The organism is Pseudoroseomonas cervicalis ATCC 49957 (assembly GCF_000164635.1).
Lineage (GTDB): Bacteria > Pseudomonadota > Alphaproteobacteria > Acetobacterales > Acetobacteraceae > Pseudoroseomonas > Pseudoroseomonas cervicalis.
Genome location: NZ_GG770777.1, coordinates 419,916 through 440,785, shown reverse-complemented (window position 1 = coordinate 440,785; position 20,870 = coordinate 419,916). Strand labels below are relative to the sequence as shown.

Below are 20,870 nucleotides of genomic sequence, written 5' to 3'. Positions count from 1 at the left end.
CCGTGCTGCCGCGCCGGCGGTCGCGGCCCCCTTGGCTGTGCCCTTGCCCTTGCCGGGCGCGATGCGCACCCGGCTGCGCCGCGCGCCCGGCGGCGGCGCGCCCTGCAGCAACTCGAAGACCAGGCCGCCCGTCAGCGGCATGGCGTCGGCCAGGCGCAGCTCCACCTCCTGCCCCAGGGTGAAGGCAAGGCGCGTGTAGCGACCGGAAAGCCGTCTTTCGGCTTCCTCGAAAATCCATTGATCGTCCGGCAGGGATGACAATGGCACGAGACCGCCCGCGCCATTCTCCTCAACCGTGACGAACAGACCGAAGCGTGTCACCCCCGAAATGCGCGCAGCGAACATGCTGCCGACGCGGGACGCCATGTGCAGCGTCAGGTAGCGCTCCACCGCCTCGCGCTCGGCCGCCGCGGCGCGGCGCTCGGTGCGGGTGATGTGCTCGCCGGTGTCGGGCAGGCGGGCGATCTCCTCCGGGGTCAGCCCGTCCGGGCCGAGCTTCAGGCCGCGGATCAGCGCCCGGTGCACGACCAGATCGGCGTAGCGGCGGATCGGGCTGGTGAAATGCGCGTAGCGCGCCAGGGCCAGGCCGAAATGGCCGATATTCTCGGGCGCATAGGCGGCCTGGGACTGGGCGCGCAGCACCGTCTCGTGCAGCAGCCGCGCCTCCGGCCGGCCTTCCATGCGCTCCAGCAGGCGGGCGAAGTGGATCGGCCGCAGCTCCCCCGCCGCCGGCAGGTCGAGATCGAAGGAATCGAGGAATTGCCGCAGCCCCTCCAGCTTGGCGTCGGAGGGTCGGTCATGCACGCGGTAGAGCAGGGGCTGGGCCAGCCGCTCCAGCTCCTCCGCCGCGCAGACATTGGCGGCGACCATGAACTCCTCGATCAGCCGATGGGAATCGAGGCGCTGGCGCGGCAGCACGTCGCGCAGCTGGCCATCGGGGTCGAGCAGCACGCGCCGCTCCGGCAGGTCGAGGTCCAGCGTGCCGCGTTTCTGCCGCGCGGCGTGCAGGGCGGCGAAGGCACCGTAGAGATTCGCGATCTCCCCGCCGGGCAGCTCGGACGGGGCGCCGTGGTCGCGCGCCGCCTGCACCTGCTCATAGGTCAGCCGGGCCAGCGAGCGCATCAGCCCGCGGCCGAAGCGGTGGCCGAGTTTTTGTCCGTGGGCATCGAAGCGCATCTCGACGAAGAGGCAGCCGCGCTCCTCGTCCGGGCGCAGGCTGCACAGCCCGTTGGACAGCGCCTCGGGCAGCATCGGCACGACACGGTCGGGGAAGTAGACGCTGTTGCCCCGGCCCCAGGCGGCGCGGTCCAGCGCGCTGCCGGGGCGGACGTAGTGCGCCACATCGGCGATGGCGACCACCACGCGCCAGCCGGCCTCTTCCGGCGCGGCCCAGACGGCATCGTCGAAATCCCGCGCATCCTCGCCATCAATGGTGACCAGGCGCAGGGCGCGCAGATCCTCCCGCCCCGCCAGCCCGACCGGGGCGGCGGCCTCGGCCTCTGCCACGGCCTCGGGCGGGAAGGCATCCGGGATGCGGTGGGCGTGGATGCAGAGGATGGAAACGGCACCGGCGGCCTCCATCGGTCCCAGCCGCTCGACGATGCGGGCAGGGCTCAGGCCGAAGGGGCGGCCGGGCAGGGGCTCGGCCAGCACCAGTTCGCCCGGCTCGGCGCCGGCGGCATCCTCGGGCGCCACGCTCCACTCGGCCTTCTGGCGGCGGTCGGTCGGCTGCAGCCGGCCCTCCTGGTAGACACCCAGGATGCGCGCCGTCTCGGATCGGCCGAGGCGCTTGAAGGTGCGCCCCTCATAGCGGAAGGGACCGATCGGCTTCAGCCGCGCCATCACCCGGTCGCCGGGGGCGAGCGCCGGCTGGCCGGGGCGCTCGGGCCGCATATGCACCAGGGGCGGGCGGCCCTCGCCGCGCCAGTCCAGCGGCCGCGCCAGCGGCTCGCCATCCGGATCGGTGCCGAACACCTCCACCGGCGCCATCTCCGGCAGCAGGGTGCTGTGCCGGACCTGCCGGCCGGTGTCGCGCAGCAGGGTGCCCTCCTGCTCCAGTTCCCTCAGCAGCGCGCGCAGCGCCGGGCGCTGCTCGGTGCCCAGGCCGAAATGGCGGGAGATCTCGGTCTTGCCGACACGGCCCGGCGCCTCCCGCAGGAAGCGCCGCAGCGCGTCACGCGAGGGCAGAGGGGCCGGGGGCGTGTCCCCGGCCACCCTTACGCCTTCGCCTTGGCGGGCGCCTTGACCTTGGCCGCTGCCTTCGGCTTGGCCGTGGCGCTCTTGGCCGTCTTAGCCGTCTTGGTCGTGGCGGCCTTGGTGACCGCCTTGGCGGGGGCCTTGCGCGCCGGCTTGGCCGCCGGCTCGGTGCCCTCGGCCGCCGGGGCGGCGGCCTTGGCGGTGCGCGCCTTGCCCTTGGCGGCGCCCTTCTTGGCGCCGAGCGGCGGCAGCTTCTTGCCCTTCTCGGCCAGCAGCTGCACCGCCTGCTCCAGGGTGATCTCCTCCATGGTCAGGTTGCGCGGCAGGCTGGCGACCATGCCGGCATGCTGGGCATAGGGGCCGAAGCGGCCGCGCTTGATCTCCACCGGCTCGCCATCCTTCGGATGCGGGCCCATGCTGCGCAGCTTCGCCTTGGCATCCGCCAGCAGCGCCACGGCGCGGTTGATGCCGACGGTCAGCACGTCGTCATCCTTGTCCAGCGACTTGTAGATGCTGCCCATCTTCACATAGGGGCCGAAGCGGCCGATGGCGGCCGAGATCTCCTCCCCCGATTCCGGATGCACGCCCACGATGCGCGGCAGGGCCAGCAGCGCCAGCGCTCGGTCGAGGTCGAGCGAATCCGGGTCCATGCCCCGTGCCAGGCTGGCCCGCTTCGGCTTGGTGGGCTTGCCCTTGGCGTCCGTCCCGGCCTCGCCGAGCTGGACATAAAGGCCATAGGGGCCGCGGCGCAGGGTCACCGGCGCGCCGGTCACCGGATCGGGGCCCAGCTCCTTCATGCCGCCGGCCAGCGCGCCCTCCTGCTCGGCCTCGGCGCCCGAGACTGAGAGCGGGCGGGTGTGGCGGCATTCCGGGTAGTTGGAGCAGCCGATGAAGGCGCCATTGCGCCCTAGCCGCAGGCCGAGCCGCCCATTGCCGCAGGCCGGGCAGGCGCGCGGGTCGCCGCCATCGGCCGGGGTGGGGAAGAAATGCGGCCCCAGCTCCTCGTCCAGCGCGTCGATGACCTCGCTGATGGTGAGGTCCTTGGTGGCGGCGATGGCGGCGTTGAAGTCGCGCCAGAACTGCCGCATCACCTCGCGCCACTCGGCGCGGCCGCCGGAGATGTCGTCGAGCTGCTCCTCCAGCGTCGCGGTGAAGCCGGTGTTGACGTAGCGCTCGAAGAAATTGACCAGGAAGGCGGTGACCAGACGGCCACGGTCCTCCGGCACGAAGCGCCGCTTGTCCAGCGCCACATAGTCGCGGTCCTGCAGCGTCTGCAGGATGGAGGCATAGGTGGAGGGGCGGCCGATGCCGAGCTCCTCCATCTTCTTGACCAGGCTCGCTTCGGAATAGCGCGGCGGCGGCTGGGTGAAGTGCTGGTCGGCCTGGGCGGCGGAGAGCTTCGCCGGGTCCTTCTCCCGCATCGGCGGCAGGGTGCGGGTGTCCTCCTCCTCGCCGGCGCTGGCGCCGGCCGGGGCGTCGTCCACATCCTCGCGGTAGAGCTTCAGGAAGCCGTCGAAGGCGATGACGCTGCCATTGGCGCGCAGCCGGGTGCGGCCGGCCTCGTCGGCCAGGTCGACCACGGTCTGGTCCAGCTCGGCCGACTGCATCTGGCTGGCGACGGCGCGCTTCCAGACCAGCTCGTAGAGCCGGCGCTGCTCGGGGTTCAGGAAGCGGGCCATCTGCTCCGGCGTGCGGGTCACGTCGGTCGGGCGGATCGCCTCATGCGCCTCCTGCGCGTTCTTGGCCTTGGAGGAATATTCGCGCGGCGCGGCCGGGATGTAGTCGGGGCCGAAGCTCTCCTTCACATGGTCGCGGATGGCGAACATCGCCTCCCGCGCCATCTGCACGCCATCGGTCCGCATATAGGTGATCAGGCCGACCGTCTCGCCCTGGATCTCGGCGCCCTCGTAGAGCTGCTGCGCCAGGCGCATGGTCTGCTGCGCGCCGAAGCCGAGCTTGCGCGAGGCCTCCTGCTGCAGGGTCGAGGTGGTGAAGGGCGGCGGCGGGTTGCGCCGGCTGCGCTTCTTCTCGACGCTGGCGATGCTGAAGCGCCCGGCCTCCACCGCGGCCTTGGCGCGCATCGCGCTGGCCTCGTCCGGCAGGTCGAACTGGTCGAGCTTCCTGCCCTCCAGATGCGTCAGCCGGGCGGAGAAGGGGGCGGCGTCGGCGGTGAGGAAACGCCCCTCGACCGTCCAGTATTCGCGCGCCTTGAAGACCTCGATCTCCGCCTCGCGCTCGCAGATCAGCCGCAGCGCGACCGACTGCACGCGCCCCGCCGAGCGGCTGCCCGGCAGCTTGCGCCACAGCACGGGGGAGAGGGTGAAGCCCACCAGGTAGTCCAGCGCGCGGCGGGCCAGGTAGGCCTCGATCAGCGGCGTATCCAGCTCGCGCGGATGCGCCAGCGCGTGCTGCACGGCGCGCTTGGTGATCTCGTTGAAGGTGATGCGGTGGACCTGCACCCCCTTCAGCACGCCCTTCTGGCGCAGCATCTCCTGGACGTGCCAGGAGATCGCCTCGCCCTCGCGATCCGGGTCGGTGGCGAGGTAGAGGTTGCGCGCGCCGCGCAGCGCCTTGGCGATGGCGGCGACCTGCTTCTCGCCCCGGTCCTCGGAGCTCCAATCCATCGCGAAGTCTTCCTCGGGGCGGACGCTGCCATCCTTGGGCGGCAGGTCGCGCACATGGCCGAAGCTGGCGAGGACGGTGAAATCCTGCCCCAGATACTTGTTGATGGTCTTCGCCTTGGCCGGCGATTCGACGACGACGACGTCGGTCATGGCGGGTGCGGTGCGCTCTCTCTTGTCGCCTGCGGGCATTGCGGCCTGGCGGTGTCTTTACCGTAATCCGCTGCGGACCACGCGGTTGCCTGGGAGGGCCTGGATCCGCCCTTCCAGCTCCAGATCGAGCAGGAGCGCCTGCACCGCAGCGGCAGAGAGGTGGCAGCGTCGCAACAGCTCGTCAACCACAACCGGAGAACTGCCTATCAGATCAAGCAGTTGTCCGGCCTCGTCCAGGGGCGAGGCGAGGGGGAGGGCGGCCTCCACCGGCGCCGGGCGCCGCGCCGCGCCCGCTGTCCGGCGCGGCGCGCTTGGCAGGGTGTCGAGCACGTCCCGCGCCCGCTCGGTCAGCTGCGCGCCATGGCGCAGCAGGTCGTTGGAGCCGGCGCAGCGCGGGTCGAGCGGGCTGCCCGGCACCGCATAGACCTCCCGCCCGGCCTCCAGCGCCAGGCGCGCCGTCATCAGCGTGCCGGAGCGCAGCCCGGCCTCGACCACCACCACGCCCAGGCTGAGCCCGGCGATGATGCGGTTGCGGCGCGGGAAATGCCGGGCGATGGGCGCGGTGCCGAGCGGTGCCTCGGCCACCACCAGCCCGCGCTCGGCGATCAGGGATTGCAGCTCGGCATGCTCGGGCGGGTAGGCGCGGTCCAGCCCGCCGGGGATGACGGCGATGGTCGCCCCGGTGCGCAGCGCGCCGCGATGCGCCGCCCCATCCACCCCGCGCGCCAGGCCGGAGGTGACCACCAGCCCGGATTCGGCCAGCCCCTCGGCCAGTTCCTCCGCCATGCGAAGGCCGAGCGCGGAGGCGTTGCGGGCGCCGACCAGCGCCACCTGCGGCTGGCCGAGAAGCTCCGTGTCGCCGATGCAGGCCAGGGCGGGGGGCGCGCTGGGCAGTTCGGCCAGCAGGGGGGGATAATCGTCGTCGCCCAGGAAGAGGAAAGCCCCGCCCATGCCCGCCACCTCCTCCATCTCGCGGTGGATGGCGTCGGCGGGGGGCGGGACGAGGCTGAAGCCGCGCTGCGGCAGCGAGGGCAGGGCATCCAGAGCGGCCTCGGCGGTGCCATGCCGCTCCAGCAGGCGGCGGAAGGTGAGGGGGCCGATCCCCTCCGTCCGCGCCAGGCGCAGAAGCGACAGCGCCGCCCTTGGCTTCACCTTGTCTTCTCGCCGATCCTCGGTTCGGTGCCGGCCATCAGGCGGCGGATGTTCTCATGATGCCGGGCGATGATCAGCAGCGCCAGCACCAAGGCGAAACCGGCCAGCAGAAAATCACCCGAGAGGAGAGCGACGACCGGCGCCGCGGCGCAGGCGGTGAGCGCCGAGGCGGAGGAGATGCGCGTCACCTTGGCCATCACCAGCCAGATCACGGCGCAGACCAGCCCGACCCACCAGGCGGCGGCCAGCAGCACGCCGGCGCCGGTGGCCACACCTTTGCCGCCCTTGAAGCCCAGCCAGACGGGGAAGAGATGGCCGACCAGCGCGGCGAGACCCGCGACCAGCCCGGCCTCCCGCCCCCACAGCGCGCCCAGCAGCAGCACCGGCACCACGCCCTTCAGCGCGTCCAGCAGCAGCGTCGCCGCCGCCACCTTCTTGTTGCCGGTGCGCAGCACATTGGTGGCGCCGATATTGCCGCTGCCGATCTGGCGGATGTCGCCGAGCCCGGCGGCGCGGGTCAGCAGCAGCCCGTAGGGCACCGAGCCGGAGAGATAGCCCAGCAGGGCCGCCAGCAGCAGCATCATGCGCCGAACACCCGCCGGCCGGCCTTCCAGGTGCCGAGCACCTTGCCCTCCAGCGCCCGCCCGTCGAAGGGCGAGTTCTGCGCCTTGCCGGGCAGCTTGCCGGATTCGACCTTCCAGGCGCGCTCCGGGTGGAACAGCACCAGGTCGGCCGGCGCGCCGCGCTCCAGCCGGCCGACCGGCAGGCCGAGCAGATCGGCCGGGCGGCAGGTCAGCAGCGCCAGGGCGGCACCCAGAGAAAGATCGCCGCCATGCACCCGCGCCAGGGTGATGCCGAGCAGGGTGGCCAGCCCCGTGCCGCCGGCCGAGGCCTGGGCGAAGGGCAGGCGCTTGTCGTCCGGGTCCGCCGGCTGGTGGTCGGAGGCGATGGCGTCGATCGTGCCATCCGCCAGGGCGGCGACCACCGCCAGCCGGTCCGCCTCCCGCCGCAGCGGCGGGGAGAGCTTGGCATAGGTGCGGAAATCGCCGATCGCCGTCTCGTTCAGGTCGAAATAGGGCGGCGCGGTGTCGCAGGTGACGCGCAGCCCCTCCGCCTTGGCGCGGCGGATCAGCTCGAGCGCCTCGGCGGTGGAGACATGGGCGAAATGCACATGGCCGCCGGTCAGGCGGGCCAGGGCGATGTCGCGTGCCACCATCATCGACTCGGCGGCGGGTGGAATGCCGGGCAGGCCAAGGCGGGTGGCCAACTCGCCCTCGGTCGCGGCGCCGCCGCGGGCCAGGCTCGGCTCCTCCGGGTGCTGCACGATGAAGCTGCCGAAGGCGCGGGCATAGGAGAGGGCCAGCCGCATGGCGCGGGCGCTGGCGATCGCCCTGGTGCCATCGGTGAAGGCGACCGCGCCGGCCTCCTTCAGCAGGCCGAACTCGGCCATCTCCTGCCCGGCGCAGCCCTTGGTGGCGGCGCCATAGGGCAGGATGGACAGGCTGCCGGTGGCCTCGCCCTTGCTGCGGACGAACTGCACCAGGGCGGGATCGTCCAGCACCGGCTGCGTCTCGGGCAGGGCGCAGAGCGTGGTGATGCCGCCCGCTGCCGCCGCCTGCGCCGCCGATTCGATGGTCTCGCGGTATTCGGCGCCGGGCTCGCCCAGCGCGGCGCGGAGGTCGACCAGGCCGGGCGCCAGCACGGCGCCGGCGCAATCGACCACCTCCGCCGCGTCGGGCTGGCCCAGGCTGCCGCCATGGTCGGCGATGACGCCGCGGCTGACCAGCAGGCTGCCCGGCGCGTCCAGCCCGGTGGCCGGGTCCAGCAGGCGGGCGTTGACGAAGAGGGTGTCAGGCATCGGGGTCATCACAGCCGGGCATTCCGCCGCGCATTGCGGGAGAGGATGTCGAGCACCGCCATGCGCACGGCGACGCCCATCTCCACCTGTTCGCCGATCACGCTGCGCGCCGGGTCGTCGGCGATGGCGCTGTCGATCTCGACGCCGCGGTTCATCGGGCCCGGATGCATGACGATGGCGTCCGGCCGGGCCACCGCCAGCTTGGCGGCGTCCAACCCGTAGAAGCGGAAATACTCCCGCGCCGAGGGGATCAGCCCGCCCGCCATGCGCTCCTTCTGCAGGCGCAGCATCATCACGACATCGGCGTCCTGGAGGCCCGCCTTCATGTCGTGGAACACCTCGACGCCGAGGCGCGTGGCCTCGGCCGGCATCAGCGTCGGCGGGCCGACCAGCCGGACGCGGCAATTCATCGCCAGCAGCAGGTGGATGTTGCTGCGCGCCACGCGGCTGTGCGCCACGTCGCCGCAGATGGCGACCACGAGGTTCTCCAGCCTGCCCTTGCGGCGGCGGATGGTCAGCGCGTCGAGCAGCGCCTGGGTCGGATGTTCATGCGTGCCGTCGCCGGCATTGATCACCGCCGCGTCCACCTTGCGGCTGAGCAGCGCCGGCGCGCCGGACTGGGCGTGCCGCACCACCAGCAGGTCGCAATGCATGGCGTTCAGGGTGGCGGCGGTGTCGAGCAGCGTCTCCCCCTTGTTCACGCTGCTGGTGGAGACCGTCATGTTGACGATGTCCGCGCCCAGCCGCTTGCCCGCCAGCTCGAAGCTGGTGCGGGTGCGGGTGCTGTCCTCGAAGAACAGGTTGATCAGGGTGCGGCCCTTCAGCAGGTCCCGCTGGGTTTTGCCGCTGCGGTTCAGCAGGGCGTAGGATTCCGCCAGATCCAGCAGATCGGCGATATAGGGCGGCTCCAGGCCCTCGAGGGCGAGGAGGTGCCGGTGAGGATAGGGCAGCATGAGGACCAGTCCGGCTAGAGGCGGGGGACCATACCGAGCCACGGCCCGCACCGGAAGGCCCCGCGCCCGGTGGGGTGCCACGCCATGGCTGCCACGCCATGGCTGCCACGCCCTGGGCGCCACGCTGCCGCCGCTAGGCCTCGGGCGGTGCCAGGCGCGGCAGGCTGAGCAGCAGGCGCAGCAGCTCGCCCTGCCTGTTGGTGCCGGTCTTGGCCAGCAGCGACTGCACCTGGCTGCGGATGGTGGTCAGCCGCACGCCGCGCGCCAGCGCCACCTCCTCGACGCTGAGGCCGGTGGCCAGGCTGGCCGCCACCTCGGCCTCGGCCCGGGTGACGTTGAACATGGCCATCACTTGGTCGCCGAGCTGCCCGGGCGCGGCGTTGGGGTCGGAGGCCAGCAGCAGCGCCAGCGGCCCCGGCACCGGCGGCAGGTCGGGCAGCGGCAGGCGGAACGGCACCAGCATCAGCGCCAGATGGCCCTCCGCGCTGGGACAGCGCATCGAGCCGGCGCGCGAGGGCTGCCCGGCGGTGGCCTGGCCCAGCAGGGTGGCGAACATCGCGTCCGCCGAGGGTTGCAGCAGCCGCAGCCGCCCGCCACCCGATTGCAGCATCGGCCCGCCGCGGCGCAGCAGCATCCGCCGCCCGGCGCGGTTCATGAAGATGCAACGGCGGTCGGCGCGCAGGATGGCGATGCCGCTCGGCAGCTCGTCCAGCGCGGCATAGCCGATGCGCGCCAGGGTGCGGCTGGCCAGCAGCTGCTCCTCCACCCGCATCGCCCGCATCAGGTGCGGCCAGAGGATCTGCAGCGTGGCCATCTGCTCGGGCGTGTAGGGGCCCATCTCGCGCGCCCGGTGCAGGCCCAGCACCAGGGTCTGGTCGCCCAGCGGCGCCTCGACGCCGGCCACGTAGAAGGCATTGCCCAGACCCGGCCGCAGCAGGTCGTTGTAGAATTCGGACGCCTCCACCTCGGCGTCGGACAGGTAGGTCTGGGTATAGAAGGCTTGGCCCTGCGGGGCGCGCGCCAGCCGCATCAGGGCGATGTCGCGGCTGAAGAAATATTCGCGATAGGCGCGCGCGGTCTCGGACGGGACGTTCAGCGTGGCCAGGATGGTCGGGCGGGGCAGGCTGCCGCCCTCGCGGTGCATCGACACATTCTGGGCACCCAGCAGGGAGGCCAAGCCGCGCAGGATGGCCGGCCAGCCTTCCTCCGGGCCACCGCCCGTCGCCAGGTCGTAGAGATCGCCGATCAGCCCGTGGACACTGGCTTCAGCCATGACGGACCGTGCCGTTTCGCATGGAAGGTATTATAACAATCCGTCAAGAACCTGGCCAGGATTGCGCGCTGGCGTCGAGAGCCGCCTGCAGCATGTAGGCCGCCGCCGCGGCATCCACCGCCTTGGCCCGCTTGGCCCGCGTCAGATCCGCCTCCTGGATCAGCATGCGGTTGACCGCCGAGGAGGAAAGCCGCTCATCCCACAGCGCGGCCGGCAGGCCGGTGGCCTCCGACAGGGCGCGGGTCCAGTCCTTGGCCGCCTGGGCGGCGGGCCCGAAGCTGCCATCCAGCCCGAGCGGCAGCCCGACCACCAGCCCCCCGGCCCCCTCCCTGCGGGCGATGGCGCCGATCTCGGCCGCATTGGCGGCCAGCTTGCCGCGCGCCAGGCCGCGATAGGGGCTGGCCAGCATCAGGGTCACGTCCGTCAGGGCGACGCCGATGATCTTCTTGCCGGGATCCAGGCCGATCAGCCTCTGGTCGGGGGAAAGGGCGGCGCGAAGCTCGCTCAGGTTGATGATGGGCATGGCGGTGTTTATGGTCCGCCCCCGTTTGCGCGCAAACCTGACCTGACCCTTTCCGGAAGAAAACACAGAATGTCGCTCGACACCGCCACAGTCCGGCGCGTCGCCTCGCTCGCCCGCCTCAGGGTGGAGGAGCAGGATCTGCCGCGCCTCGAGGCCGAACTGAACGGGATCCTGGGCTGGATCGAGCAGCTGCAGGCCGTCGACACCAGCGGCGTGGAGCCGATGGCCGGCGGCGGCGCCGAGCGCCTGCGCCTGCGCGAGGACAAGGTGACGGACGGCGACCTGCAGCAGCAGGTGCTGGCCAACGCCCCGGACCGTGCCGACACCTTCTTCGCCGTGCCCAAGGTGGTGGAGTAAGCCATGACCGCCCCGACCGACCTCACCATTGCCGGCGCCCGCGCCGCGCTCGATGCGCGCGAGATCAGCGCCGTCGAGCTGACCCGCGCCCATCTGGACGCGGTGGAGCAGCTGAACCCGCGGCTGAACGCCTATATCACCGTCACGCCCGAGCTGGCGCTGGCCCAGGCCGAGGCCGCCGATGCGGCGATCGCCCGCGGCGAGGCCGGGCCGCTCGCCGGCATCCCGCTGGCGATCAAGGACCTGTTCTGCACCGCCGGCACCCGCACCACGGCGGGCAGCAAGATCCTCGGCAATTTCGTGCCGCCCTATGAGAGCACGGTGACCGCCCAGCTGCTGCGCGACGGCGCGGTGTTCCTGGGCAAGGCCAATCTCGACGAATTCGCCATGGGCTCATCCAACCTCAGCTCCGCCTATGGCGCGGCCGAGAATCCGTGGAAGCGCGCCGGCGAGCCCGACACGGTGCTGGTGCCCGGCGGTTCCTCCGGCGGCTCGGCCGCGGCGGTGGCGGCGCGGCTGGCGCTGGGGGCGACGGCCACCGACACCGGCGGCTCGATCCGCCAGCCGGCGGCCTTCTGCGGCGTCACCGGCATCAAGCCGACCTATGGCCGCTGCTCGCGCTACGGCATCATCGCCTATGCCTCCAGCCTCGACCAGGCCGGGCCGGTGGCGCGCACGGTCGAGGATTGCGCCATCCTGCTGCGCTCCATGGCGGGCTTCGACCCGAAGGATTCGACCAGCGCCGACCGCGCCGTGCCGGATTTCGCCGCCGCCGTCGCGCGCGGGGTGAAGGGGCTGCGCATCGGCATCCCGCGCGAATACCGCCTCGAGGGCCTGTCGCCCGAGATCGACGCGCTGTGGCAGCAGGGCATGGAGTGGCTGCGCGCCGAGGGCGCGGAGCTGGTCGAGATCAGCCTGCCGCATGCCGGCCACGCGCTGCCGACCTACTACATCGTGGCGCCGGCCGAGGCCTCCTCGAACCTTGCCCGCTATGATGGCGTGCGCTTCGGCCTGCGCGAGGATGGCCGCGACCTCAAGGAGCTGTATGAGCGCAGCCGCGCCGCCGGCTTCGGCGCCGAGGTGAAGCGCCGCATCCTGATCGGCACCTATGTGCTCTCCGCCGGCTATTACGACGCCTACTACGTCAAGGCGCAGCAGGTGCGGGCGCTGATCAAGCGCGATTTCGACGAGGCCTGGGGCAAGGTGGACGCCATCCTGACGCCCGCCACGCCGACCGCCGCCTTCGGCCGCGACGAGACGCAGGACGACCCGGTGGCGATGTATCTGAACGACGTCTTCACCATCACCGCCAATTTGGCGGGCATTCCGGGCATGGCGCTGCCGGCCGGGCTGGACGCGAAGGGGCTGCCGCTCGGCCTGCAGATCCTCGGCCGGCCCTTCGACGAGGAAACCCTGTTCGCGATTGGCGGCGCCATCGAGCGCGCCGCGGATTTCAAGGCCACCCCGGCGGTGAGGGCTGCGGCATGAGCTACACGATCGAGGGCACGACCGGCCCCTGGGAAGTGGTGATCGGGCTGGAGGTGCATGCCCAGGTCACCTCCGAGGCCAAGCTGTTCAGCGGCGCCGCGACCGAGTTCGGCGCCGAGCCGAACACCCAGGTCAGCTTCGTCGATGCCGGCTTCCCCGGCATGCTGCCGGTGATCAATGGCGAGTGCGTGGCGCAGGCGGTGCGCACCGGGCTCGGCCTGAACGCGCAGGTCAATCTGTGGTCGCGCTTCGACCGCAAGAACTACTTCTATGCGGACCTGCCGCAGGGCTACCAGATCAGCCAGTACCAGTTCCCGATCATCGGCACCGGCCAGATCGAGATCGAGCTGGCCGATGGCACGCGCAAGCCGATCGGCATCACCCGCCTGCATCTGGAGCAGGATGCGGGCAAGTCGCTGCACGACCAGCACCCGACCAAGAGCTATATCGACCTCAACCGGTCGGGCGTCGCGCTGATGGAGATCGTCTCCGAGCCCGATCTCCGCTCCCCGGAGGAGGCCGGCGCCTACCTGACCAAACTGAGACAAATCCTGCGCTACCTCGGCACCTGCGACGGCAATATGGAGCAGGGTTCGCTGCGCGCGGACGTCAATGTCTCGGTGCGCAAGCCGGGCGAGGGGTTCCGCACCCGCTGCGAGGTGAAGAACGTCAACTCCATCCGCTTCGTCATGCAGGCGGTGGAGGCCGAGGCGCGGCGCCAGGTCGAGCTGTGGGAAGCCGGCGAGGAGGTGGTGCAGGAAACCCGCCTGTTCGACACCAGCCGCGGCGTGACGCGCTCCATGCGCTCCAAGGAGGATGCGCATGACTACCGCTACTTCCCCGACCCCGACCTGCCGCCGTTGGTGATCGAGCAGGCCTGGGTCGACCAGCTGAAGGCCGCCCTGCCGGAGCTGCCCGATGCCCGCCGCGCCCGCTATGTGGGCGAGTTCGGGCTGACGCCCTATGACGCGCATGTGCTGACGCTGGAGAAGGAGACGGCCGCCTTCTACGAGACCGTCGCCCGCGGCCGCGACCCCAAGGTCGCCGCCAACTGGGTGACCGGCGACTTCTTCGCCGGCCTGAACCGCACCGGCCACGGCATCGGCGACAGCCCGGTCAGCGCGGAGAATCTGGGCGCGCTGCTCGACCTGATCGCGGACAACACCCTCTCCGGCAAGCTGGCCAAGGAGGTGCTGGAGGCGATGTTCGAGACCGGCAAGGCGCCGGGCGAGATCGTCGAGGAGCGCGGCCTGAAGCAGGTGACCGACACCGGCGCGATCGAGGCGGTGATCGACCAGGTGATGGCCGCCAATGCCGGCAAGGTCGAGGAATACCGCAGCGGCAAGGACAAGCTGTTCGGCTTCTTCGTCGGCCAGACGATGAAGGCGATGCAGGGCAAGGGCAACCCGGCCCTGGTCAACGAACTGCTGAAGAAGAAGCTGGGCTGACCGGCCTGACCTGCCGGGGCTGACGCAGGCCCCGGCGCGTGCTTCCCTTCCGGCCCTGAAGCAACAGGGCCGGGAGGATTGCCGCGATGATCACACTCTACAGCTGGGACACCCCCAACGCGCGCAAGATCAGCGTCGCGCTGGAGGAGATGGGGCTGCCCTACACCGTCAAGCCGGTGGACATCACCCGCAACGAGCAGTTCGAGCCGGGTTTCCTCAAGCTCTCCCCCAACAACCGCATCCCCGCGATCGTCGACGAGGACGGGCCGGACGGGCAGCCGATCAGCGTCTTCGAATCGGGCGCCATCCTGCTCTATCTGGCCGAGAAGACCGGGCGCTTCCTGCCGGCCGATCCGCGCGGCCGCGTCGCCGTCTGGGAATGGCTGATGTGGCAGATGGGCGGCTTCGGCCCGATGCCTGGCCAGGTGCATCATTTCCTGACCCGTCCCGATGGCCCGGCGCGTGATTACGGGCTGGAGCGCTACCGCAGCGAGACGCGCCGTCTCTATGGCGTGCTGGATCGCCGCCTAGCGGGGCGTGACTTCGTGGCGACCGAAGGCGCGCCGAGCATCGCCGATTTCGCCATCCTGGGCTGGGCCTGGCGGCATGAGCGGCATCTGGGCAGCCTGGAGGAATTCCCGGCTGTGGCGGCGTGGTATGCCGGCATGATGGCGCGCCCGGCGGTGGCGCGAGGCATGGCAATCCCTCTGCGCTGAGCCAGGGCGGCGGAAGGGCGCTGCCTTTCCGCCGTCTATCCCCAGCTTTTTCGTCTCCACGGTGCCCAGGCCGTTTGACGTGGCCCGCCCGGACCGCTAGAAGCGGCCTCGCATACGCCGTGCAACTTCAACACCCTGCGGAGGGGTGGCCGAGTGGCCGAAGGCGGCGGTTTGCTAAACCGTTAAACGGGGATAACCCGTTTCGTGGGTTCGAATCCCATCCCCTCCGCCACCTATCCGCCATAAAATCCTGATTTTCTTACACTTCCTGTGGCGGCACTTTCTTGCACCCCCAACTCTACCCCCATTCCCGTCCTCGATTGGCATAGACGCCGGTGGATACCATGCGTGGGTCGAGGCACCGCGCACCTCCGCCTCGGGGCGGACCTGCCTCCCGGGGAATAGGCGGCTCAGGCGAGTGATCATTCGATCGGCGGCGGTCTGAGGGCGGCGGTCAGCCGCACGCAGCATTGCCCGTTCCATGGTGCGCAGAACCGCGCTGGCGAGCGCCATGGGTCGCGCCCGTCAGCTCCTCCCGGCCGAGATCCCGCAGCGAAAGCGCGCCCTGATCGACTGTCAGTCCTTGCAGGCCAGCGACGTCCTCGGCCTGGCGCCGATAGATGCGGCTGAAGCCGAGCGTTTCCGCCTCATCATTCCCCTGGCCGAGCTCCGTGATGCGGAAGCGGCCGGCCCTCTCTTGCTCGATCATCACCACCACCGAGGCGCCGGAGGGCAGCAGCATGGGCGTGCGGAGGTAGGCGCGGCCGCCGAAGACCTGGGCACTGGCCAGGCCACGGCTGATCTCCCACGCGATCTCGTCCAGGTCGGGCGCTGCCGGTGGCGTCGCGATGAAGCTTGTGATGGTCACCCGCCACGCCCTCCCCGTCGTGCCGTGTCCGCGAATGGCAGAAGGTCATACTGTTATGGCGGTGGGGGCAGCAAAGGAGCCGCGGTCGCCAGGTCGCGGGCGCGGGCGGCCATGGCCGCCTCCGTGTCGAGGAGGACCGTCTCCGGGCGGCCCATATTGAGGTAGCTGATCGCGGTTGACGCCGCGACCGCCTCGCGCAGGATGCGGCCCGCGACGGCCTCAGACAGCCCCTCGTTGACGAGGCGCGCGCGGACCGCGCTAAACGGATCGGGTGCACCCGCATTGATCTGGAGGTTCGCCCAGACGGCGATCTCCTCGTACTGATCCGCGCGGAGCGCGCCGGCCCTGACGAGCCCCCGGAGCCAGTCGGTCATCGCCTGCATGCGCAACATCCCTCCGACCACCTCGGTCCAGGTGACGGGCCTTCCGAGAATGCCGACCGCCGGCGGCACGAACCGCGCCACGCGGAGCAGCAGGCGCGCCACGAACGCCGCCGCGTCGGCTGCATGCAGGGGCAGCGCGGAGCCGAGCACGGCCCGGCACCCCAGCGCCAGGAAGCCGCTGGCGGAGGTCGCGTGGTTGCGGTCGGCCGCGTGCGTGTCGCAGGCGCTAAGCACGACGAGCGGGGGCGGGTTCGGCAGCTGCCGCTGCAGGCCCCACACCTCGCAGCGCTCGTCGCGCAGGTGCAGCACGGCCGCGCCGTCGGGGTCGTGCGACCCGTGTCCGTCGAAGACGACCAGCGCACCATCGAAGCGACGCAGCGCGTCCAATAGTGCGTCGCGGCTCGCCACCTCCACCGTCCGGAGGCGGATGGTGTCCTCCCACTGGGGTGCGCTGACCTCGAGGGCGGTGCGCATCATAGGGCCGATGGGATCGTCGCGCTTCAGGGCCGCGATGACGAGCACATTCCCCAGCGCCTCCGGGGTAAGCCACACGGGCGGCATCGGGAGCAGTTGCCCCACGAGGAGGTTCCCGGGCGTGGCTGGCACGCGCGACAGGTTGCGGCGGAGGCAGAGGGGCAGGCCGTCCATCTCCAGCCACTCCAGGTGGGCATCGGCGACAATGCGGATGTCTCCCTCGGCGTCGCGCAGGATCTCCCGGAAGCGCTGCGGCACGGAAGCCGTGATCCGCGACATCGCCGCTGCGAACGCCTTGGCCGTCTTGCCACCCCGCCGCGCTGTGGAGCGGAAGTGCTCAGCGTACTGGCGGACGGCGCCGATCGTCCGGTTGACCTCGTTCGGCAGACGCAGCACGGCGGAGGCATCCGCAGCGGCAAGGGCTGCCATCACCTCCGTCGCGGCCGACAGCTCCGCCGCCCGCACCCGCACGAGCGGATGCGGGTCCGGCCGGAACCCGGGCTTCCGCCACGCCGCCATCGGCGTCCTAAAAATCGCCGAAGCGGCCGCGTCATTGCGGAGCTCGAAGCCGTAGCCGCGCTGATCCGCGAGCATCCTCCACGCCACGTCGAAGCGCCTCTCTTCCTCGCGGGACGGCTGCCCGCTAAGCCGGGGCCGGTTCGCGGCGGGGAACATCGCGGGCGCAAAAAGCGTCAGCGAGGGACGGCGCGGTGCGGCCGAGTCCAGGGCCGTTCGTGGGAGCCGGGCACGCTCCTCCAGGACGAGGCTCGCCGTGCGCGCGATCGCCTCCACGTAGGGTCCGTCGCCGTTGCCGATCTCCCGGAAGGGCCCGTCCACCGGATCGTCGTAGCCGAAGGCCGCATGCAGGGCGCTCACGTTGGGTGCGACGGCGTTGTGGCCGCCAACTCGGAACGGCGGCGTACGCAGGACACGAGGCCGCCACCCCTCGATCGCGTCCCGCGCCCGCATGGCGTCGCCCGCCGCGGCCGTCCCGGGTGCGGCGGCGACGAGGCGATCGCAGGCGGCGAGCATCCAGGACCGGATGCCCTCGAGGTGGAGATCGGCCCAGGTGAGATCCCCGCCCGTCTCTGCGACGAGGCATGGCCGGCACGGGCCCGCGCCCGCCCACGCACGGTAGTCGCCCGCGTCCTCGCCGGGCCCGAGGAGGACGAAGGCGAAGGGCGCCTCTGCGAGCGGCGGCTCCGACCGCAGTGCCCGCGGGGAGATGGGGATCCAGTAGGGCCCGCCCAACCCGTTCGCGTGGCGCGCAGGCAGGCTGGCGTGGTGCTCCGGCAGCGGTTCGAGGACGTGCGACGGCAGGAGGCTCACCGCGCGGAGTAGGGAGGTAGATAGGAGCAAGCTCGGCGCGAAGCCCGTGAGTGGGGTGGCCTCCGCCGGCGCGTGGTCCGGGACGGTGACGAAGAAGAACAGCCGGGGATCGAGGCTTGCGAACGCACCGGCGTCCGCCGCCGGGCCGTCTACGTTCATCGCGCGCGGGCTGCCAAAGGGACCGCCCTCACGATAGGCGGGCCGCAACGGCGCGGAAGCGCGCCAACGCCGTCTCCAGGTCCTCGGCGATGCTGGCGGCGATCTCGGCGGGCGGCGGCAGGCTGGCGGGGTCGGTGGCGCCGTCCTCGCGCAGCCAGGTCAGGTTCAGGTCCAGCTTCTCGCGTGCGGCCAGCTCGGCGTAGGTGAAGCGCTTGAAGCGCTCCGTCTCCTGGCGCTTCGCGCGGTCGGAGAGCTTCGCCAGGCTCACGAACTCCGCCATGTCGGCGTCGCGCAGAGGGCGTTCCTTCAGGGTGAAGCGCTTGTTGGTGCGGAGGTCGTAGACCCAGAGGGCCTCGGTCCAGGGGGTCTTGCGGCGCGGGCGGGCCTCGAAGAACAGCACGTTCGCCTTCACGCCCTGGCGATAGAAGATGCCGGTCGGCAGGCGCAGCAGGGTGTGGCACTCGAACTCGTCGAGCAGGCGGCGGCGGATCTTCTCGCCGGCGCCGCCCTCGAACAGCACGTTGTCGGGCAGCACCACGGCGGCGACGCCGCCCGGCGCCAGCACGGTCATGATGTGCTGGACGAAGTTGAGCTGCTTGTTGCCGGTGGTGACATTGAAGTCGGGGCGCTGGTAGTCCTCGCGCTCCGTCTCCGCCTCGCCGTCACCGGTGAAGACCTGGATGGACTGGCGGCGGCCGAAGGGCGGGTTGGTCAGGATCACGTCCCAGCGCCGGCCCGGATCGGCCAGCAGCGCGTCCGCGCGGTGGATCGGCGTGACGTCGGCGCGGCCGAGGCCATGCAGGTAGAGGTTCATGGCGGCGAGCCGCGCGACGCCGGCGACGATGTCGTAGCCGGTGAAGCCTTCCTCCCGCATCCTGCGCCCCGTCTCGCGGTCGCGCGCCTCGGGCTTCTGGCGCATGTGCTCGAAGGCGGCGAGGAGGAAACCGGCGGTGCCGCAGGCGGGGTCGCAAATGGTCTGGCCGGGCCTGGGGTCCACCACCTCAACACAGGCCTGGATGACGGGGCGCGGGGTGAAATACTGGCCGGCGCCGGACTTGGTGTCGGAGGCGGTGCGTTCCAGCAGGCTCTCGTAGATCGCGCCCTTCACGTCGACGCCGAACCCCGACCAGTTCTCCGCGCCGATCATCCGCACCAGGCGGTGCAGGTGGGCCGGTTCCTCGATAGTGTTGCGGGCGCGGGTGTAGATGGTGCCGACGAGCCCGGGCTGGCCAGCGAGCGTCTCCAGCGTGCGAGCGTAGTGCTGCGCGAGTTCGCGGCCGGAGAGGGCGGCGAGGCGCGCCCAACGGCATTCCTCCGGCAGCAGGGAGGGCAAGCCGTCTTCCTCCCGCTCCGTGTCGAGCTTGAGGAACAGCAGATAGGTGACCTGCTCCACATAGTCGCCGGAGCCGACGCCGGCGTTGTTCATCACATGGGCGAGGTTCCAGACCTTTGCGGTCAGGACGTTCTCGGTATCGCTCATGCTGGTGTCTCGATCAGGTCGGGCTGCGTTGAGGTGCGACGCGCACGGGAACGGCGTGCCACAGCCGGCGCGGCGCGGAGGCGCGCGAGCAGGACGGCGGCGGGCTCGTCGGCCGGGTCTTGCGGGACGAGGCGGCCGGTAAAGGCGGCGTGGAGGATGGATTGGCGGAGGGCGGAGCCGTCAGCAATTGTGCCCACTGGCTCGACGGCCTCCGTATGCACATCGTCGACGGCACGAACGATGGCCTCGATCTCCATAAGGGGAGGCAAGGGCACGGCGACGGTGTTGAGAATTTCTAGGTTGATGTTCTTCTGTGCTGTAGCCGGAGCGTAAGCTTCCAGGTTGGCACGCGCCGTCTGCATGAACAGCTCGACATAGCGTGCAAGCGCTGCGTGCGGCGTGACCAAGCCCACGACGCTGTCGGGGAAGCACGCGTCGAACGTCAGGATTCCCGAAGCGGCGATGTTCGCTGCGATGGTGATGCACACGGTCCCGGCGGGCCAGACCTTGCTCTGCGCAACGCCGAAATCGCTATACATCCTGGACCAGGATGTGATTCGACCCCGGCTGCGGCTGACCTCTCCAGTCTGGATGAAGGGCATCGCAGCACCGTAGAGTCGTGCGTCGTCGCGCGGGCGGTGCTTCGACTTGCCGCGGCCGAACTCGCCGAGCTGCGGCAGCGACGCCCAGATCCAGCCTTCCGGCAGGGTCGGCAGCGTCGCCGTACCTACAGCGCTTGCTGCGGCGAGCGGCTTCAATCCTCGCGCGGCGCGCCACGCCGCGACTTCGGCCAGCAGATCGGCAGCGGTTTGATTCGTCGGGTTGGCAGTGCGCCAATCGGCGGTGAGGGCGCCGGTGCAGGCGGCGTGGAGGAGGCTGGTGCGGAACTGCGTCAGACCCTCGCGCGCCCGCGCCAGCGAGGCTTCGCCGGCCTCCACCTCGTCGAACAGCGCGTTCACCGCGGTGACGATGCGGTCCTGCTCGGCTCGTGGTGGCAGCGCGATGGGATACTTGGAAATGTCGGCCCACTCGACGCGTGGCCGGTCGCCCGACGACGCATGGCGCGCGAACTCCACAAAAGGCCGATGGTGGAGAAGCAGCGCAAGAAAGTCGGGGTGCACGCGACCAGATCGCGGGAGAACCAGGAACTCCGCAGAGGCAACGCCCTCGCGATCCGCGTGCCAGACCTTGTTCAAGTAGGGTCGCATCCGCGCGTAGAGGACGTCGCCCGGCGTGAAGGGTGACGCAGCACTCCGCATGTCACCGAAGCGGCCGAACCCATGCGGGCGCAAGGCGTGCGGCGCGATGTGCTCCAAGCCGACAAACGGCAGGTTGCTCTTCGCATCGGCAGGGACCCGGGCCCGTGGTTCGCCGGCGACCTCGCCGAGCGTTGTGTGCGCCCAGCCCGCCGGCAGCCCCTCAGTCGGCAGAGCATCCAT

Annotated in this window: 16 protein-coding genes and 1 tRNA gene; 5 read left to right on the top strand and 12 right to left on the bottom strand. The window is 71.1% G+C overall.

The window, feature by feature from the left end:
* The 8 genes from rnr to ruvX all read right to left on the bottom strand — a co-directional run.
* Positions 1-2,214, bottom strand: a 2,214-nt coding sequence (gene rnr, locus HMPREF0731_RS01860; RefSeq protein ID WP_007002297.1) for a ribonuclease R, incomplete at its 3' end; no start/stop codon positions are given.
* Positions 2,215-2,216: 2 nt separating this feature from the next.
* On the bottom strand, positions 2,217-4,970 hold the full coding sequence (topA, locus tag HMPREF0731_RS01855; RefSeq protein WP_040611837.1) for a type I DNA topoisomerase: 2,754 nt from the start codon (positions 4,968-4,970) through the stop codon (positions 2,217-2,219).
* Between the two features lie 57 nt (positions 4,971-5,027).
* Complete coding sequence (dprA, locus tag HMPREF0731_RS01850; RefSeq protein WP_007002295.1) at positions 5,028-6,122, bottom strand: DNA-processing protein DprA; 1,095 nt, start codon at positions 6,120-6,122, stop codon at positions 5,028-5,030.
* Positions 6,119-6,706 carry a glycerol-3-phosphate 1-O-acyltransferase PlsY gene (gene plsY, locus HMPREF0731_RS01845; RefSeq protein WP_007002294.1) on the bottom strand — a complete coding sequence of 196 codons (588 nt, stop codon included), beginning with the start codon at positions 6,704-6,706 and terminating at the stop codon, positions 6,119-6,121. The genes dprA and plsY overlap by 4 nt, the downstream gene beginning before the upstream one ends.
* A complete protein-coding gene (locus tag HMPREF0731_RS01840) occupies positions 6,703-7,980 on the bottom strand; it encodes a dihydroorotase (protein WP_040612166.1) in 1,278 nt (425 codons plus the stop codon). Before HMPREF0731_RS01840 ends, plsY begins: the two co-directional genes overlap by 4 nt.
* Positions 7,981-7,988: 8 nt before the next feature.
* Positions 7,989-8,933, bottom strand: coding sequence for an aspartate carbamoyltransferase catalytic subunit (locus HMPREF0731_RS01835; protein ID WP_007002292.1), 945 nt, complete (start codon positions 8,931-8,933; stop codon positions 7,989-7,991).
* Between the two features lie 133 nt (positions 8,934-9,066).
* On the bottom strand, positions 9,067-10,206 hold the full coding sequence (locus HMPREF0731_RS01830) for a helix-turn-helix transcriptional regulator (protein WP_007002291.1): 1,140 nt from the start codon (positions 10,204-10,206) through the stop codon (positions 9,067-9,069).
* A gap of 43 nt (positions 10,207-10,249) precedes the next feature.
* Entirely contained in the window at positions 10,250-10,729 is a 480-nt protein-coding gene (ruvX, locus tag HMPREF0731_RS01825) for a Holliday junction resolvase RuvX (RefSeq protein ID WP_007002290.1), read from the bottom strand.
* A 69-nt stretch (positions 10,730-10,798) separates the two neighbouring features.
* Between ruvX and gatC the strand changes: the two genes are divergently transcribed.
* The 5 genes from gatC to HMPREF0731_RS01800 all read left to right on the top strand — a co-directional run bounded on the left by gatC (position 10,799) and on the right by HMPREF0731_RS01800 (position 14,970).
* Complete coding sequence (gene gatC, locus HMPREF0731_RS01820; protein ID WP_007002289.1) at positions 10,799-11,086, top strand: Asp-tRNA(Asn)/Glu-tRNA(Gln) amidotransferase subunit GatC; 288 nt, start codon at positions 10,799-10,801, stop codon at positions 11,084-11,086.
* 3 nt (positions 11,087-11,089) lie between these two features.
* The gene (gatA, locus tag HMPREF0731_RS01815) at positions 11,090-12,574 is read left to right on the top strand and encodes an Asp-tRNA(Asn)/Glu-tRNA(Gln) amidotransferase subunit GatA (protein ID WP_007002288.1); all 1,485 of its coding nucleotides are present in this window, start codon (positions 11,090-11,092) and stop codon (positions 12,572-12,574) included.
* Positions 12,571-14,022 (top strand): Asp-tRNA(Asn)/Glu-tRNA(Gln) amidotransferase subunit GatB, encoded by a 1,452-nt coding sequence (gene gatB, locus HMPREF0731_RS01810; protein WP_007002287.1) that lies wholly within the window; start codon positions 12,571-12,573, stop codon positions 14,020-14,022. The genes gatA and gatB overlap by 4 nt, the downstream gene beginning before the upstream one ends.
* A gap of 86 nt (positions 14,023-14,108) precedes the next feature.
* Positions 14,109-14,738, top strand: a complete 630-nt coding sequence (locus HMPREF0731_RS01805; protein WP_007002286.1) for a glutathione S-transferase family protein — start codon at positions 14,109-14,111, stop codon at positions 14,736-14,738.
* 139 nt (positions 14,739-14,877) lie between these two features.
* A tRNA-Ser gene (locus tag HMPREF0731_RS01800) sits at positions 14,878-14,970 on the top strand.
* Positions 14,971-15,192: 222 nt separating this feature from the next.
* Here the strand turns inward: HMPREF0731_RS01800 and HMPREF0731_RS01795 are convergent.
* Genes HMPREF0731_RS01795 through HMPREF0731_RS23005 form a run of 4 tightly spaced genes read right to left on the bottom strand, consistent with a single transcriptional unit; the run spans position 15,193 to position 20,870 of the window.
* The gene (locus HMPREF0731_RS01795) at positions 15,193-15,606 is read right to left on the bottom strand and encodes a hypothetical protein (protein ID WP_007002285.1); all 414 of its coding nucleotides are present in this window, start codon (positions 15,604-15,606) and stop codon (positions 15,193-15,195) included.
* Positions 15,607-15,659: 53 nt separating this feature from the next.
* Positions 15,660-17,951, bottom strand: a complete 2,292-nt coding sequence (locus HMPREF0731_RS26315; RefSeq protein WP_007002284.1) for a CHAT domain-containing protein — start codon at positions 17,949-17,951, stop codon at positions 15,660-15,662.
* A gap of 28 nt (positions 17,952-17,979) precedes the next feature.
* Positions 17,980-19,431, bottom strand: coding sequence for a type I restriction-modification system subunit M (locus HMPREF0731_RS01785; RefSeq protein ID WP_007002283.1), 1,452 nt, complete (start codon positions 19,429-19,431; stop codon positions 17,980-17,982).
* Entirely contained in the window at positions 19,428-20,870 is a 1,443-nt protein-coding gene (locus HMPREF0731_RS23005) for a restriction endonuclease subunit S (RefSeq protein WP_007002282.1), read from the bottom strand. Before HMPREF0731_RS23005 ends, HMPREF0731_RS01785 begins: the two co-directional genes overlap by 4 nt.